Annotated in this window: 15 protein-coding genes; 11 read left to right on the top strand and 4 right to left on the bottom strand. The window is 71.9% G+C overall.

Going from position 1 to position 16,244, the window contains the following annotated elements:
- Window positions 1-25: 25 nt before the first annotated feature.
- Window positions 26-1,222: a cytochrome P450 gene (locus ACYVF3_RS24315; RefSeq protein WP_461156568.1), complete on the bottom strand. Its 1,197-nt coding sequence runs from the start codon at window positions 1,220-1,222 to the stop codon at window positions 26-28.
- Between the two features lie 214 nt (window positions 1,223-1,436).
- On the opposite strand from ACYVF3_RS24315, the gene ACYVF3_RS24320 reads away from it, so the two are divergent.
- Window positions 1,437-2,858, top strand: coding sequence for a serine/threonine-protein kinase (locus tag ACYVF3_RS24320; protein WP_461156569.1), 1,422 nt, complete (start codon window positions 1,437-1,439; stop codon window positions 2,856-2,858).
- 1 nt (window position 2,859) lies between these two features.
- On the opposite strand, the gene ACYVF3_RS24325 is transcribed toward ACYVF3_RS24320, so the two are convergent.
- Both ACYVF3_RS24325 and ACYVF3_RS24330 read right to left on the bottom strand, forming a co-directional pair.
- Window positions 2,860-3,513, bottom strand: coding sequence for a response regulator (locus tag ACYVF3_RS24325; RefSeq protein WP_461156570.1), 654 nt, complete (start codon window positions 3,511-3,513; stop codon window positions 2,860-2,862).
- Window positions 3,510-4,601: a sensor histidine kinase gene (locus tag ACYVF3_RS24330; protein WP_461156571.1), complete on the bottom strand. Its 1,092-nt coding sequence runs from the start codon at window positions 4,599-4,601 to the stop codon at window positions 3,510-3,512. The genes ACYVF3_RS24325 and ACYVF3_RS24330 overlap by 4 nt, the downstream gene beginning before the upstream one ends.
- A 237-nt stretch (window positions 4,602-4,838) precedes the next feature.
- On the opposite strand from ACYVF3_RS24330, the gene ACYVF3_RS24335 reads away from it, so the two are divergent.
- From ACYVF3_RS24335 to ACYVF3_RS24345, 3 genes are read left to right on the top strand one after another with little or no spacing between them, the layout of a single operon-like run.
- Window positions 4,839-5,846, top strand: a complete 1,008-nt coding sequence (locus ACYVF3_RS24335; RefSeq protein ID WP_461156572.1) for a substrate-binding domain-containing protein — start codon at window positions 4,839-4,841, stop codon at window positions 5,844-5,846.
- Window positions 5,843-6,820, top strand: coding sequence for an ABC transporter permease (locus ACYVF3_RS24340; protein ID WP_461156573.1), 978 nt, complete (start codon window positions 5,843-5,845; stop codon window positions 6,818-6,820). The genes ACYVF3_RS24335 and ACYVF3_RS24340 overlap by 4 nt, the downstream gene beginning before the upstream one ends.
- Window positions 6,817-7,629, top strand: coding sequence for an ATP-binding cassette domain-containing protein (locus tag ACYVF3_RS24345; protein WP_461156574.1), 813 nt, complete (start codon window positions 6,817-6,819; stop codon window positions 7,627-7,629). Before ACYVF3_RS24340 ends, ACYVF3_RS24345 begins: the two co-directional genes overlap by 4 nt.
- Window positions 7,630-7,634: 5 nt before the next feature.
- On the opposite strand, the gene ACYVF3_RS24350 is transcribed toward ACYVF3_RS24345, so the two are convergent.
- A complete protein-coding gene (locus ACYVF3_RS24350) occupies window positions 7,635-7,832 on the bottom strand; it encodes a hypothetical protein (protein WP_145739611.1) in 198 nt (65 codons plus the stop codon).
- 128 nt (window positions 7,833-7,960) lie between these two features.
- Between ACYVF3_RS24350 and ACYVF3_RS24355 the strand changes: the two genes are divergently transcribed.
- From ACYVF3_RS24355 to ACYVF3_RS24385, 7 genes are all read left to right on the top strand, one after another.
- Window positions 7,961-9,154 (top strand): dipeptidase, encoded by a 1,194-nt coding sequence (locus tag ACYVF3_RS24355; protein ID WP_461156575.1) that lies wholly within the window; start codon window positions 7,961-7,963, stop codon window positions 9,152-9,154.
- A gap of 364 nt (window positions 9,155-9,518) precedes the next feature.
- The gene (gene hpnC / locus ACYVF3_RS24360; RefSeq protein WP_461156576.1) at window positions 9,519-10,427 is read left to right on the top strand and encodes a squalene synthase HpnC; all 909 of its coding nucleotides are present in this window, start codon (window positions 9,519-9,521) and stop codon (window positions 10,425-10,427) included.
- Window positions 10,391-11,287, top strand: coding sequence for a presqualene diphosphate synthase HpnD (hpnD, locus tag ACYVF3_RS24365; RefSeq protein ID WP_461156577.1), 897 nt, complete (start codon window positions 10,391-10,393; stop codon window positions 11,285-11,287). The genes hpnC and hpnD overlap by 37 nt, the downstream gene beginning before the upstream one ends.
- The gene (hpnE, locus tag ACYVF3_RS24370; RefSeq protein ID WP_461156578.1) at window positions 11,284-12,642 is read left to right on the top strand and encodes a hydroxysqualene dehydroxylase HpnE; all 1,359 of its coding nucleotides are present in this window, start codon (window positions 11,284-11,286) and stop codon (window positions 12,640-12,642) included. The genes hpnD and hpnE overlap by 4 nt, the downstream gene beginning before the upstream one ends.
- Entirely contained in the window at window positions 12,639-13,646 is a 1,008-nt protein-coding gene (locus ACYVF3_RS24375) for a polyprenyl synthetase family protein (RefSeq protein ID WP_461156579.1), read from the top strand. Before hpnE ends, ACYVF3_RS24375 begins: the two co-directional genes overlap by 4 nt.
- Complete coding sequence (gene shc, locus ACYVF3_RS24380) at window positions 13,643-15,583, top strand: squalene--hopene cyclase (protein WP_461156580.1); 1,941 nt, start codon at window positions 13,643-13,645, stop codon at window positions 15,581-15,583. Before ACYVF3_RS24375 ends, shc begins: the two co-directional genes overlap by 4 nt.
- Window position 15,584: 1 nt before the next feature.
- Window positions 15,585-16,244: a phosphorylase family protein gene (locus ACYVF3_RS24385; protein ID WP_461156581.1), complete on the top strand. Its 660-nt coding sequence runs from the start codon at window positions 15,585-15,587 to the stop codon at window positions 16,242-16,244.

Below are 16,244 nucleotides of genomic sequence, written 5' to 3' on the forward strand. Positions count from 1 at the left end.
TCCCGGCCGAGACCCCCACCCGCGGTCACTTCCCGATGGCCACGACCATGCCCCGCAGCTCGTAGCCGCCGATGGCGTCGTTGAACGAGATCCGGGGCGGGTTCTGCAGGCGGACGTCCGGAATCGCGAACAACCGCGTCAGGAACACGTCGGTCTCGTAGATCGCGATGTTGTTGCCCGGGCAGCGGTGGGCGCCGTCGCTGAACGACAGGCCCGGGGCAGTCGCTCCGGTGAGCTCGCGGTTCGGGCAGACCTGCGTCGGATCGGCGCCGAACGCGCCCGCGTCGGTGTTGGTGGCGGTCACGTCGATGTCGATGACCTCACCCGCGGGCACCGTGTGGGTGCTGCCGTCCTCGCCGGGCAGTTCCACCGGTGCGGTGGTCCGCCGCATCAGGTGGGAGACCACGGGTTCCAGCCGCAGGAACTCCTGCAGGATCGCGTGCCGCTCGGCCTCCTCGGCGGCGAGGTAGCGCTCGCGCAGGGCGTCGTCGGTGAACAGGTGCCACGCGGCGAGGTTCACGAACTCGCGGGTGGTGACCATGCCCGCCGCCGCGACCGTGATGCACTCGCCGAGGATCTCCGCCGAGGAGCAGCCGTCGGCGAGCAGGTGCGAGATGAGGTCGTCCTGCGGATTCTTGCGCCTGGCTCGCACCGCCGGCAGCACGTCGGCGAAGTAGATGCCGCCCCAGTTGACCGCCTGCCGGTAGATCCAGTACCAGCCGTGCAGGCTGGTGAAACCGGGTTCGCCGAACTCCTCCGGGAAGAAGCGCTCCAGGCGTCCCGCCAGTCCGGGCCGGCTCTCGGTCAGGCCGATGACCGCGCACGCCACCCCGATCGCCAGCTCGAAGCTGAGCTCCGAGAGGACGGCGGTGCCGTTGCCGGTGAGCTTGGCGAGCTGCTCGTCGCTGACGCGCTCCATGATCGCGCGGTAGGACTCGTCGACCTTGCGGGGCGTGAAGTACCGCGCGGTCTGACGCCGGTGCTCGCGGTGCTCAGGGCCGTCGCGGTAGAGGACCGGTCGGCGGATCTTGGCGGGCATCTTCTCGACGGTCTCCACGCCCAGCCCGGCTTGGACCGTGTCGTTGCTGCGCAGGGCCGCCCGCGCGGCGGCGTGACCGCGAACCCGCCACACGCCGTCGGAATCGCGGCTCACCGGACACCCGCCGGTGTCCTCCCCGCGCTTGATCTTGCGTGCGTCCGCGCCGTCGTCGGTCGTCGACATCTCCTGGACCGGTCCTTTCCCCGAGCCGGTGGAAGAACATGATCTTGCGTCGTCCTTGGTAGCAGGACCGCGTCGCGCGGCGCAGCAGGTGGTGTCGGTTCGTAGTGGAAACTTCACCGCGAGCAGCCGCGTTCCGCCGAGATCGCCGGTGGGCGGTGCCGTGCGCTCTGCGTAACCCAATAGGATGGCCGCCAACGTCGGACGAGGAGCAACCGTGCAGTCGCAGTTCGGCCCGTACCGGGTGGAGGGCGTGATCGCCCGCGGAGGGATGGGCGAGATCCTGCGCGCCTACGACACCCGCCACGACCGCGTCGTCGCGCTCAAGCTGCTCGCCCCGCACCTGGCCGCCGATCAGGAGTTCCGCGAGCGCTTCAAGCGCGAGGCGCACGCCGCGGGCCGCCTCAGCGAACCTCACGTCATCCCCATCCACGGTTATGGCGAGATCGACGGCCGGCTCTACCTGGACATGCGGCTGGTCGAGGGCGAGGACCTCGGAGCGCGGCTCAACGCCCACGGCCCGATGCACCCGCACGACGTCGTGCACGTGATCGAGCAGATCGCGCAGGCGCTCGACGCCGCGCACGCGGCCCGCGTGGTGCACCGGGACGTCAAGCCGTCCAACGTGCTGCTCGGCGCCGGCGGCTTCGCCTACCTCGTGGACTTCGGCATCGCCGCGTCCATCCAGGACGCGACCAGCAGGACCTCGGGCAGCGTCACCATGGGCACGCTCGCCTACATGGCGCCCGAGCGGTTCGGCGATGCGCCGTCCGACCACCGCGTCGACGTGTACTCGCTGGCCTGCGTGCTCTACCAGGGCCTCACCGGCGCCAAGCCCTACGGCGTGACCAGCACCGAGGCGTTGATCTACGCGCACCTCAACCGCGAACCCCCGAAGCCGTCGGCAGCGATGGCCGGTGTTCCGCCGGAGTTCGATCGCGTGGTGGCCACCGGCATGGCCAAGAACGCGGCCGACCGCTACGCCTCCGCCGGGGAGCTCGCGGCAGCGGCCCGCCGGGCGCTGCGCGGCACGGCACCGATGGGTCCCGGGCCCCAACCCGAGACGCCCAGGTCGCCGCGGTGGCCGTGGGCGTTGGCCGCAGGCGGAGCGATCGCAGCGGTGGCCGGCGTGGTCGCCGCCGTGGTGACTCTGCTGCCCGGCCCGACCGGCGGACAGGCGACGCCGATCCCGATCCCCGCCTCGAACTCGGCGAGCAGTCCGGCGACGAGCGCGTCGTCGACTCCCACGAGCTCGGTCACGTCCGCTCCACCGACCACCTCGGCCAAGCCGACCACGTCATCGGCCGCGCCCACCACCTCACGGCCGCCGTACGCGGCGCGCACGTGCAAGACCGTGAGCTACCAGGGCAAGGACCGGGGCACCGGGTGCTTCAACGCCGACGAGGACTCCGTCGCGGTGAAGGACACCAACAAGGACGGGTTCTGGCTGAAGATCCGTTCGCAGACCGACTACCACCACACCTCCGAGTGCCGGGACGGCAGCAGCGAGGGCGGCTACGTCGAGTGCAAGCTCCAGCTCAAGCCGGACGGCCTCATGCGGTTCACGGTGGAGCTCTGGGACGAGAACAAGAAGCTCGAGAACACCCCGTGGTCGGAGTACACGCCGATCGGCAAGTGAGTCAGTCGACGACTCCGGACTGGTAGGCGAACACCACCAGCTGGGCCCGGTCGCGCGCGCCGAGCTTGACCATCGCGCGGCTGACGTGGGTTCGGGCCGTGGCCGGGCTGACCACCAGCCGTTCGGCGATCTCCTCGTTGCTCAAGCCTTCCGCCACCAGGGCCAGGACCTCGCGTTCCCGGTCGGTGAGCGCGTGCAGCTGCGGGTGCGGTTCGCGGGAGCGCGGTGCCAGCTGCACGAACTCGCGCACCAGCTTCCGCGTCGCCGACGGGGCCAGCAGCGCTTCGCCGTCGGCGACCAGGCGGATCGCGCGCAGCAGGTCGACCGGGCTGGTGTCCTTGAGCAGGAAGCCGCTGGCCCCGGCGCGCAGCGCGCTGAAGACGTACTCGTCGATCTCGAAGGTGGTCAGCACGATCACCTTGGTACTGGCCAGATCCGGGTCCGCGGTGATGCGGCGGGTCGCCTCCAGACCGTCCACACCGGACATCCGGATGTCCATCAGCGCCACGTCGGGGTGGTGCTCGCGGGTGGCGCGCACGGCGTCCAGGCCGTCGGCGGCCTCACCCGCGCAGTCCAGGTCGTCCTCGGATTCGATGAGCGTGCGCAGGCCGATGCGCACGAGGTCCTGGTCGTCGACGATCAGCACGGTGGTCACCGCTGCTCTCCGATCGGCAGCCGGGCGCGCACCCGGAATCGGCCGCCGGAGGCCCCGGCGCTGAACTCGCCCCCGAGCGCCTCGACGCGGCGCCGCATCCCGGGGATGCCGAGACCGTCTCCGCCGGCGTCCGCGGGGGAGGGGTTGGTGACCTCGATGCCGACCTCCTGCGGGGAGTAGTCGATGGTGACCTCCGCGCGCTGCTCGTGGCTGTGGCGGAGCACGTTGGTCAGGGACTCCTGCAGTATCCGGTACCCGGTGAGGTCGACGGACTTCGGCAGCTCGGGTCGTTCGCCCCGCACGCGCAGCGAGACGTCGACCCCGGCGTCGCGGGTCCGGTTGACGAGGTCGTGCGCCCGGCCCAGGCCGGGTTCGGGCCCTCTGCCGGTGCCGGTGCGGACCATCGCGAGCGTGGAGCGGAGCTCGTCGAGAGCGTCGCTGCTGGTGCGGCTGATGGCGTCCAGCGCGATCTCGGCCTGCTCCGGCTTCTTCGACAGCACGTGCAGCGCCACGTCGGCCTGCATCTTGATCGCCGCGAGACCGTGGCCCACCACGTCGTGGACCTCCTGGGCGATGCGGAGCCGTTCGTCGTCGACGCTGCGCCGCAGCGCCTCGGACCGCTGCCGCGCCACGCCCTCCGCCTGCGTCCGGGCCACGAGCCCGGCGGCGAACGGCACCAGCACCCACGCCGAGGAGGGGACCAGGCCCGTCCAGGCGCCGGTGACCAGCGCGTGCGTCCACAGCAGGAGCAGCGCGGCCCCGGCGGCGATGCCCGCCGCCCTGGGCGGCCGGTGCCGGGCCGCGGTGTACACGGCGACCAGCAGCATCACCAGTATCGGTCCGTACCGGTACCCGGCCACCAGGTACCCGGACACCGCCACGGCGACGACGCCGAGGCTCACCAGCGGCGCCCTGCGCCGCCACACCAGCGCGCCCCCGGCGACCACGACGAAGGCGATCCCGAGGCCGTCCAGCGCGTGCTCGCCGTGCCCGGCCCAGCGGTGGACGGCGACCGTCCCGACGATCCCGATCGCGGTCACCAGAAGCGCCAGCCCCACATCGCCGACCCGAGGACGCAACGAACCCATGCCCACCAGTCTTCCCGACGGCGCGGAGTTTCGGCGTCCTCCTCGCGCCGACACCGCGACTACGCACCGCTGCGTACGTTCAAACAGCTTGATGAGTTCAGTGTGGAGTGAAATTGATGCTCGGAGAGCCGGAGCGCGGCGAGAAGGCGGTGAGGGCAGCCGAACGGGGGAGTTGCCGACGCGTTCGGCTGGGCATGATCTCTGGGCGTCTTCGAACGGCCTCAGTGTGGAGGAACCATGTTCGCAAGGGCTTTGGGCGTAGTGCTGGCGGGCTTGGCGCTGGTCGCCTCCGGATGTTCGACGGAGCGCGAGTGGGGCGGGGGAGCCGCGCAGGACGGCGGTGGCGCCAAGATCGGGTTGATCACCAAGACCGACACGAACCCCTACTTCGTGAGACTGCGGACCGAGGCCGAAGCCGCCGCGTCCGCCAAGAACGTCGAAATCCTCAGCCTGGCCGGACAGTTCGACGGCGACAACGACGGCCAGGTGCGGGCCATCGAGAACTTCATCCAGCAGGGCGTGAGCACCATCCTGATCACGCCCAACTCCTCCAGCGGCGTCACCGACGCGCTCGCCCGCGCCGAGCAGGCGGGCGTCCTGGTGATCGCGCTAGACACGCCCACCGAACCGGCCGAGGCCGCCGAAGCCACCTTCGCCACCGACAACTTCGAGGCCGGCCGCCTGCAGGGCGCCTACGCCAAGGCCGCGCTCGGCGGGCAGGCGCCGAAGGTCCTGATGGTCGACGGCACGGCAGGGGTTTCCGTGAGCACCCTGCGGCACGCGGGATTCCTGGCCGGCATGGGCCTGGCCGACGGTGCCCCGGAGATCCGCGGGGTCACCAACGCCAACGGCGACCAGAACCTCGCCCAGCAGGGAGCCGAGAACCTCCTGGCACGCAGCAGCGACATCAACACCGTCTACACGATGAACGAACCCACCGCGCAGGGCGTGCACGCGGCGCTGCAACCGCGCGGTCTCGCGGACCAGGTCGTGATGGGCTCCATCGACGGTGGCTGCGAAGGCGTCGCGGCCGTCAAGTCCGGGCAGATCCGCGCGACGGTCATGCAGTTCCCGGCCAAGATGGCGCAGCTCGGTGTGGACGCCGCGGTCGAGCACGCCCGCACCGGCACCAAACCCGGCGGCTTCCAGGACACGGGCTCGGTGGTGATCACCGACCACCCGATGCCCGGCATCCCCAGCCGGCCCGTCTCGTGGGGCGAGCAGCACTGCTGGGGCGACAGGTGACGGCTGCGGCCGAGGAGCGCGTCAGCGCGCGCGAATTCCTGCTGCGCGCACCGGCGGTCGGGCCCGCGCTGGCGCTGCTGCTGGCGATCGCGGTGTTCTCGCTGTCCACCGACACGTTCCTCGACGCCGACAACCTCTCGCTGGTGGTCCAGCAATCGCTGGTCATCGGCACGCTCGCGCTCGGGCAGACGCTGATCATCCTCACCGGCGGCATCGACCTCGCCAACGCCTCGGCCGCGGTGGTGGCGACCCTGGTGATGGCGCTGCTGGTGCTCGCCGGGACCCCCGGGATCCTCGCGCTGCTCGCGGGCATCGCCACCACCGCGCTGATCGGGCTCATGATCGGCGCCCTGGTCACCCAGGTCAGGCTGCCGCCGTTCATCGTGACCCTGGGCGTGCTGACCATGCTCACGGCCATCGCGAAGCTGCTCGCCGACGGCGAAGCCGTGCCCACCGGCGACGGCCTGCTGACCTTCCTCGGGACCCGCCGCTACCTGTTCGGGGGCATCGAGATCACCTACGGCATGACGCTCGCCCTGCTGCTGTACCTGGTGGTCTGGTACGCGCTGACCCGGACGGCGTGGGGCAGGCACGTCTACGCGGTCGGCAACGCACCGGAGGCGGCCCGGCTGTCGGGCATCAAGGTCAACCGCACGCTGCTGTCGGTGTACCTCGTGGCCGGCGTGATCTTCGGGATCGCCGCCTGGCAGGCGCTCGGGCGGGTGCCCAACGCCGATCCGAACGCCTACCAGCTGGGCAACCTCGACTCCATCACCGCCGTGGTGCTCGGCGGTACGAGCCTGTTCGGCGGCCGGGGCTCGGTGCTGGGAACGCTGATGGGCGCGCTGATCGTGGCGGTGCTGCGCTCCGGGCTCACCCAGCTCGGCGTCGACGCGCTCTACCAGGACGTGGCGACCGGCGCGCTGGTGATCGCCGCGGTCGTGCTCGACCGGGTGGCCAGGAGGCAACGATGACCGCGCCCACGCTGTCGGCCTCGGGACTGGTCAAGCGCTACGGGCGGGTCACCGCCATCGACGGCGCGGACTTCGAGGTCTTCCCCGGAGAGGTGCTGGCCGTGGTCGGTGACAACGGCGCGGGCAAGACCAGCCTGATCAAGGCGCTGTCCGGAGCGCTGATCCCCGATGCGGGCGAGATCCGCGTGGACGGAGAACCGGTGCGCTTCCGGAGCCCGCTGGACGCGCGCCGCTGCGGCATCGAAACCGTCCACCAGGACCTCGCGCTCGCGCCGGCGCAGGACATCGCCGCCAACATGTTCCTCGGCCGCGAGCGCCGTCGGGCAGGAGTGCTCGGGAGCGTGCTGCGCGCGGTCGACCGGTCCTCGATGCGGGTCGAGGCACAACGCGTGCTCGACGAACTCGGCATCCAGGTCAAGTCGATCGCGCAGCCGGTGGAGACGCTCTCCGGCGGTCAACGCCAGGGCGTCGCGGTGGCGCGAGCGGCGGCGTTCGGCAACAAGGCCGTCATCATGGACGAGCCCACCGCCGCGCTGGGCGTGGCCGAGGCGGGCAAGGTCCTCGAACTCATCGACCGGATCCGCGCGAGGGGACTGCCGGTCGTGCTGATCAGCCACAACATGCCGCACGTGTTCGACATCGCCGACCGCATCCACGTGCACCGGCTCGGCAAGCGCGCAGCCGTCGTCTCGCCGCGGTCGCACGACATGAGCCAGGTCGTCGGGTTGATCACCGGAGCGTTGGAGCCAGGGCAGGACGGAGCGTTGCGGGCGGTCTCGGGCGCCAGGCGCGCGAACCCGGACCGCTGAGCCGGTCAACTATCCACAATGGAGTGATATTCGGTCAGGCGCGCCACGTAGTCGTCGATCTGCTCGTCCAGCTCGCTCAACCGCGCGCGCAACCGCTCGGCCTGCTGCGTCGAGGCACCCGGGAGCTGTGCTGCGAGGTGCCCGTACTCGGCCAGCACCGTGGGGAGGTTGCTGGTGTCCTGCTGCCTGGGAATTCGCTCCATATGCCGATGGTGCGGCCGAACGCCCGATTCGTCGATTCGATCTACGGCGTGCCACACGCCCCTGGTCGGGTGATCTCGAGCGGATATGCTCTGCCGAAGCAACCGACCGGGTGAATTGGGGAGGCGCGATGAGCGAGGCGGACGTGGTGGCCCAGGCTCGGCAGCTGCTGGCGGCGACGCCGGTGCTCGACGGCCACAACGACCTGCCCTGGGCGTTGCGGGAGCAGGTCCGCTACGACCTCGATCAGCGCGACATCGGAACCGATCAGACCGGCCGGCTGCACACCGACCTCGCCCGCCTCGACGCGGGCGGCGTCGGCGGCCAGTTCTGGTCGGTCTACGTGCCCACCGAGCTGCAGGGTGACGCGGCCGTGAGCGCCACCCTCGAGCAGATCGACTGCGTCAACGCCCTCGCGGCCCGCTACCCGGAGCGGTTGCGCTTGGTCCGGACCGCCGACGAGGTCGAGGCGGCGAGGGCGGAGGGCAAGATCGCTTCGCTGATGGGCGCCGAGGGCGGGCACTCGATCAACTGCTCGCTGGCCACCCTGCGGGCCTTCTACGAGCTGGGCGTCCGGTACCTGACGCTGACCCACAACGACAACACCCCGTGGGCGGACGCGGCCACCGACGAGCCCGCGGCTCACGGCCTGACCCGCTTCGGCGTCGAGGTCGTGCGCGAGATGAACCGGATGGGCATGCTCGTCGACCTCTCGCACGTCGCCGCCGACACCATGCGGGACGCGCTGCGCGCCAGCCGGGCGCCGGTGGTGTTCTCCCACTCCTCCTCGCGCGCGGTCTGCACGCACCCGCGCAACATCCCGGACGACGTCCTCGCCCAGTTGCCCGGCAACGGTGGCGTGGCGATGGCGACATTCGTGACCAAGTTCGTGCTGCAGGAGTCGGTGGAGTGGACCGCGGCCGCGCAGCGCGAGCTCGTCGCGCGCGGGCTCAGCGACCTGTCCGGCACGGACGAGGCCAAGGCGGTGCTGCGCGAGTTCGAGGCGGCCAACCCGCAGCCGGTGGCCACCTCGAAGACGGTGGCCGACCACCTCGACCACATGCGCGAGGTCGCCGGGATCGACCACATCGGCGTCGGCGGCGACTACGACGGCACGATCTTCCTGCCGGAGGACCTCGACGACGTCTCCGGCTACCCGAACCTCATCGGCGAGCTGCTGCGCCGCGGCTGGTCGGAAGCCGACCTGGGCAAGCTGACCTGGCACAACGCCGTCAGGGTGCTGCGCGATGCGGAGAGCGTCGCTGCGGAGCTGCAGCGCAGCGAGTCGCCCTCGATCGCCACCATCGAACAGCTGGACGGCTGAGTCCGCGCCCGGTGATCGTCACCGGGCCTCCTGCACGCGTCCGCGTCGCGGGCGCGAACCCACACCCCTCGCGCTGGGCCGACCCGGTGACTCCGGGCGCTGCCGCGTACCCGTTCGCCGTCGCAGTCGGTAGTCGACTAGTCCAAAGTGGTCAGGATCGGCCACTCGATCCGGCCACCTGCGGGCGGGTCTGCGCGGGCCGCGCGGCCCCGGTGTCCAATATGGAACCGGGGAGAAGGCGTGTGGTCGAACACCGGCGCGAATCACCGTGATTCATGTGGTTCCTCGTTCGTCCTGCGGTGCCGCAGGGGCGCTCATACGATGCCGATTGCGCCTCCTGGCCGGTGAATAGGAGGAGGGACCGATGGTCTTGTCGTTGCCGGACGAGACGCTGTCCGGAGAGGATCCCGAACACCCGCAGGGATCGGCGCGCTCGGGCGAGCTCCCGCGCACCGCGGCCCTGCTGGCACGAATGCGTTCGGAGAACTTCCCGGTGGCATCCCGCGTCCTGCCCGGCGGTGTTCGCGAGCACCTGCACGCGCTCTACGGCTACTTCCGGCTCGTCGACTACGCCGGTGACGAAGCGCCCGGCAACCGCGAGGCACTGCTGGACTTCCTCGAGCACGACCTGGCACGCACCTACCTGGGCACCGCGCGCATCCCCACGATGCAGGCGCTGCACGCCACGGTCACCGAGTGCGCGATCCCGATGTCCACGTTGGTCAAGCTGATCGAGGCCAACCGGCGGGACCAGCACGTCAAGCGCTGCGCCGACTTCGGCGAGCTGCTGGAGCACTGCGCGCTCTCGGCGAACCCGGTGGGGGAGTCGGTGCTGCACGTCTTCGGCCGCGCGGAAGAAGGGCTGATCGCGCTGTCGGACAAGATCTGCACCGCGCTGCAGATCCTGGAGCACATGCAGGACCTCGCCGAGGACCACCGGGCCGGACGGATCTACGTCCCCGCCGAGGACCTCGCCCGCTACGGCTGCGAGGAACAGGACCTCGTCTCCCCGCGCGCCTCGACGGCGCTGCGCGGGCTCGTGCGCTTCGAGGTCTCCCGGGCGCGCCGGATGCTGCGCGATGGCAGCGTGCTGGTCGGAGCCCTGTCGGGAACGGCCCGGGTGGCCGTCGCCGGCTACGTCGCGGGCGGGCTCGCCACCGTCGCCGCGTTCGAGGCGGCTGGACACGATCCGCTGGCCTCGCAGGTCAGTCCGAGCAAGGCGCGCACCTTCGTCGAATGGGCGCGGCTGCACGCGATGGGAGGGACTCGGTGAGCTCACCGACCGCGATCCGGGACGCCTACCAGGAGTGCGAGCGGATCACCCGCGAGCAGGCCCGCAACTTCTCCTACGGGATCCGGCTGCTGCCCTCGGCCAAGCGCGGCGCGCTCTCCGCGGTCTACGCCTTCGCCCGCCGGGTGGACGACGTGGGCGACGGCGAGCTGCCGCGGGAGGAGAAGCTGCGCGAGCTCAAGCAGTGCCGCGAAGCCGTGCACCAGGCCTCCACCGGCTCCGCTGACCCGGTCCTGGTCGCGCTGGCCGACGCCGCGAGCCGGATGTCGTTGCCGATGGCGGCCTTCGACGAACTCATCGACGGCTGCGAAGCCGACGTGCGCGGCACGAGCTACACGAGCTTCGAAGACCTGCTGCACTACTGCCGCTGCGTGGCCGGTTCCATCGGGAGGCTGTCGCTGGGCGTGTTCGGCACCGACGACCCGACCACCGCCACCGGGCGGGCCGATGCGCTCGGAGTCGCCTTGCAGCTGACCAACATCCTGCGCGACGTCCGCGAGGACCAGCTCGACGGGCGCGTCTACCTGCCGGCGTCCGACCTCGCGCACTTCGGGGTGCGACTGGAACCGGGCAGCGGGTTCGTCGAGGACACCGCGCGCTGGAACCGGCTCGTGCGCTTCCAGGCCGCGCGCGCCGAGCGCTGGTACGTCGAGGGGTTCCGGCTGCTGCCCATGCTGGACCGGCGCTCGCGCGCCTGCTGCGCGTCGATGGCCGGGATCTACCACGAGCTCCTCGTGCGCATCGCCGGCAACCCCAACGCCGCGATGCACCAGCGCACCTCGCTGTCGGGGTGGCGCAAGGCCGGGGTCGCGGCCCGTTCGCTGGCCGGGATGACGCCGTGAACCGCGGGCGCGTGGTGGTCGTCGGCGGCGGGCTCGCCGGCATGACCGCTGCGCTGGACTGCCGCGAACGCGGGTACGCGGTCCAGCTGCTGGAGGCGCGGCCCAGGCTCGGCGGCGCCACCTACTCGTTCGCGCGCGGCGACCTGCTGGTCGACACCGGCCAGCACGTGCTGCTGCGCTGCTACACGGCCTACCTCGACCTGCTGCGCAGGTTCGGGGTGGCCGACGGCGTGGTCCTGCGACCCTTCCGCGTGCCGGTCCTCAGTCCCGGCGCCGCACCCGCGACGCTGACCCGCTGGAACCTGCCCGCGCCCGCGCACCTGGCGCCCGCGCTGCTGCAGTACCGGCGGCTGAGCTGGGCGCAGCGGATACGAGTCACCCGCACGGCGCTCGCGCTGCGCGGACTCGACCCGGACGATCCCGACCTGGACCAGCAGAGCCTCGGGCAGTGGCTGCGGGCCCGGCGCGAGAGCCCGCGCGCGGTCGACGCGCTGTGGGGTCTGCTGGCGGTCGCGGCGCTCAACGCCGAACCCGACCACGCGTCGATGGCCTTGGCCGCCAAGGTCTTCCGGACCGGAGTGCTCGACGACACCGAGTCCTGCGACATCGGGATCCCGCAGCAGCCGCTGTCCGAACTGCACGGGGCCGCCGGGCAGCGCGCCCTGGAAGCCGCGGGCGTCGACGTCCGGGTCCGGTGCAAGGCGCGAGCGATCCGCCGCGCACCGGAGGGGTTCCAGGTCCCGGTGGAGGAGCCGGCCGGTGATGCGGTGCTCACCGCGGACTCGGTCGTGATCGCCACACCGCACCCGGCGGCAGCGGGACTCGTCGCCGACCTGCCGGTGCGCGGCGCGGTGGACTGGTCCCGGTTGTCGGCCTCGCCGATCGTCAACGTGCACGCGCACTTCGACCGCGCGGTCACCGACGTCGAGATGGCCGCCGTGCTCGACTCGCCCGTGCAGTGGGTGTTCGACCGCACCCGGATCTCCGGTGCGCGCCGCGGGCAGTACCTCGCGCTGTCGCAGTCGGCCGCGCAGCGGGAGCTCGGGATGCGCACCGAGGAGCTGCGCGAGATCTTCCTGCCCGCGCTGCGCGAGTTGTTCCCGGCGGTCGCTCGCGCCCGGCTGCTGGACTTCTTCGTCACCCGCGAACCCCACGCCACCTTCCGGCAGGCACCGGGCTCCGCGATCCACCGTCCTGCGGCGGGAACCAGCGTGCCGGGACTCGTGCTCGCCGGGGCCTGGACCGCCACCGGCTGGCCGGACACCACCGAAGGCGCGGTTCGCAGCGGTGCCCGAGCCGCCGAGGTGGTCGACGCCCAGCAGCGATCGCGGGCGAGCGTGGAGGTGACGGCATGACGACACTGCTGCCCCCGGCGCTGCGCACCGCGCGGGAACTGGTGGAGCCGACGTTGCGCTCAGCGGTGGCGCGACTCGACCCCGACACCCGCAGGGTCAGCGAGTACCACTTCGGCTGGGTCGACCCGGCCGGGTCGCCGACCGACGCCGGGGGCAAGGCCGTCCGCCCGGCCGTGGTGCTCGCCGCCACCGAGATCGCCTGCGGTTCGGCGGAAAGCGGCGTTCCCGCCGCGGCCGCGGTCGAGCTGGTGCACAACTTCTCGCTGCTGCACGACGACGTGATGGACGGGGACACCTCTCGCAGGCACCGGCCCACCGCCTGGACGGTCTTCGGCTCCCCGGCGGCGATCCTGGCCGGTGACGCGCTGCTGGCCGTGGCTCCCGAGGTGCTGCTGGAGTCGTCGGCGCCCAACACCGCGGCGGCCGTGCGCTCGCTGCTGACGACCACCCGCGTGCTCATCGCCGGACAGGCCGCCGACCTCGACTTCGAGAACCGCGACGACGTCGAGCTAACCGAGTGCCTGTCGATGGCGCACGACAAGACCGCGGCGCTGCTGGCCTGCGCCTGCTCGCTCGGGCCGTTGAGCGCGGGTGCCTCGCGCGAGAACGTCCGCGCCCTGCACGCCTACGGCACCGAGCTGGGCATGGCCTTCCAGCTGGTCGACGACCTGCTGGGCCTGTGGGGGGACCCGGACGTCACCGGCAAGCCGGTGCTGTCCGATCTGCGCACGCGCAAGAAGTCGGTTCCGGTGGTGCACGCGCTGACCTCCGGGACCGCAGCCGGGGAGCGGTTGTGGGAGCTCTACGAGCAGCCCGATCAGCTCACCGAGGAGCAGTTGCACGAAGCCGCGGAGATGGTGCGCCGCGCCGGTTCCGAGGACTGGACGCGCCGGGAGTGCCGACGTCGGCTCGAGCTCGCGGAGGCGCAGCTCGAGTCCGGATCACTGGGGGACACCGCGGCACTGGGAGAGCTCGCCGAATTCATCGTACGGAGGAAGCTTTGACCGAACAGCTGCAGAAGTCCACCGCTCCGGCCGCCACCGCCGCGCAGATCCCCACCCAGGGATCGGCGCGAGCCGACGCCCGCACGGCGGCGTCGGCCGCCCGCGACCACCTGCTGTCGTTGCAGCACCCCGAGGGATGGTGGAAGGGCGAGCTGGCCACCAACGTGACCATGGACGTAGAAGACCTGCTGCTGCGGCAGTTCCTCGGCATCCGGACCGCCACCGAGACCGCGCAGGCGGCGCGGTGGATCCGTTCGCAGCAGCGCGAGGACGGGACGTGGGCGACCTTCCACGGCGGCCCCGGTGACCTGTCGACGACCGTCGAGGCCTACACCGCGCTCAAGCTCGCAGGTGACGACGTCGAGTCCGAGCACATGCGCCAGGCGCGCGAGTGGATCCTGGCCCGCGGCGGCCTGGAGGAGACCCGGGTGTTCACCCGGATCTGGCTGGCCATGTTCGGCGAGTGGTCCTGGGACGACCTGCCCGCGATGCCCCCGGAAGTCGTGCTGCTGCCGGCGTGGTGCCCGCTCAACGTCTCCGACTGGGCGTGCTGGGCTCGCCAGACCGTGGTGCCGCTGACGGTGGTCTGCACGTTGCGCCCGCAACGCGACCTGGGCACCGACGTGCGCGAGTTGCGCACCGGGCGCCCGGCGGTGCGGCCGAGCCGCGAGTGGTCCTGGGCCTACGGCTTCCACACCCTCGACCGGGTCCTGCACCGCTACCACCGGAGACCGGTGAGATCGCTGCGCAGGCACGCGATGCTGCGCGCAGCGGAGTGGATCGTCGCCCGCCAGGAGGCCGACGGGTCGTGGGGCGGGATCCAGCCGCCGTGGGTGTACTCGATCCTCGCGCTGCACCTGCTCGGCTACTCCCTGGACCACCCGGTGATCGCCCAGGGACTCGCCGGGCTGGAGCGGTTCCTGATCCGCGAGCAGACCGACGCCGGAACGGTCCGCAGGCTGGAGGCATGCCAGTCGCCGGTGTGGGACACGGTGCTGGGTATGCAGGCGCTGCGGGACGCGGGCGTCCCCGCCGACCACCCGGCGCTGCGGCGCGCGACCGACTTCCTGCTCGCCGAGGAGATCCGCGTCAAGGGCGACTGGGCGGTCAAGCGCCCGTCCCTGCCCGCGGGCGGAGGATGGGCGTTCGAGTTCGACAACGACGGCTACCCCGACATCGACGACACCGCCGAGGTGCTGCTCGCTCTCAACCGGGTCGAGCACACCGATCCCGACGCCGTGCGGGCCGCCATCGCGCGCGGTGTGCGCTGGCTGCGCGGCATGCGCTCCTCCGACGGTGGCTGGGCCGCCTTCGACGCCGACAACACGCGGCAACTCGTGACCAAGCTGCCGTTCTGCGACTTCGGCGAGGTGATCGACCCGCCGTCGGCGGACGTGACCGCGCACGTGGTGGAGGCGCTGGCGGTCCTCGGCGAGGACGACGCGGTGCTGCGCGGCGGGGTGAAGTGGTTGCTGGCCAACCAGGAGCGCGACGGGTCGTGGTTCGGGCGGTGGGGTGCCAACCGCGTCTACGGCACCGGTGCCGCGGTTCCCGCGCTGGTCGCGTCCGGAGTGGATCGCCAGCACCGGGCGTTGCGAGATGCCGTGCGCTGGCTGGAGAACCACCAGCACGACGACGGAGGTTGGGGCGAAGACCTGCGCTCCTACGACGATCCGCAGTGGATCGGGCGCGGGACCTCGACCGCTTCCCAGACCGGGTGGGCGCTCATGGCGCTGCTGGCGATGGGGAGGCACGACACCGACGCGGTGCGCCGCGGAATCGGCTACCTGGCCCGCAGCCAGCGCGCCGACGGTGGCTGGGACGAACCGGAGTTCACCGGGACCGGGTTCCCGGGGGACTTCTACATCAACTACCACCTGTACCGGGTGATCTTCCCGCTGACGGCGCTCGGGCGCTACCTGCGGGACGGGGAGTGACATGTCGACGAGGATGCTGATCTGCGCGCCGATGCGACTGGAGGCCAGTGCGCTGCGTTCCGCTGCCGGGGGAGCCTCCTGCGCCCAGGAATCGCTGCGCACCACCGGTCTCGGCGCCGATTCGGTGACGGTGCGCCGCACGGGTTACGGGCCGCGCCGCAGCGCTGAGAGCGCGGTCCGGCTGCTGGCCGCCGACTTCGACGTGCTCGTGGTCGCCGGACTGGCGGGCGGCCTGGCCCCGGAGGTGCGCAGCGGGGACGTGATCGTCGCCGACGAGGTGCGCGGCCGCCACGAGGTGCTGCGCTGCGACGCGGCCGGGTCGCTGGCCGCCGAGCTCGCGCGCAGCGGGTTCCCGGTGCGCCGCGGGCCCGTGGTGACCACCGAGGCGCTGGTGCGAGGCCAGCGCCGGGCCGAGCTCGCCGCGACCGGTGCGCTGGCCGTGGACATGGAATCGGCCGTGCTCGCCCAGGCCGCCGGGCACCGACCGCTGGCGGTCGTGCGCGTCGTGGTCGACACCCAGCAGCAGCCGCTGCTGCGGCCGGGCACCGCCCGCCGAGCCCTGTCGGGACTCGCGCGGCTGCACGCCGTGGGTTCCTGCCTGCGGCGGTGGGGCCGTCACATCCCGCCGGAAGTTCGCACGACCTGTGAGGAGGCGTTGTAA

The sequence above is a fragment of the Saccharopolyspora tripterygii genome, from assembly GCF_054778355.1.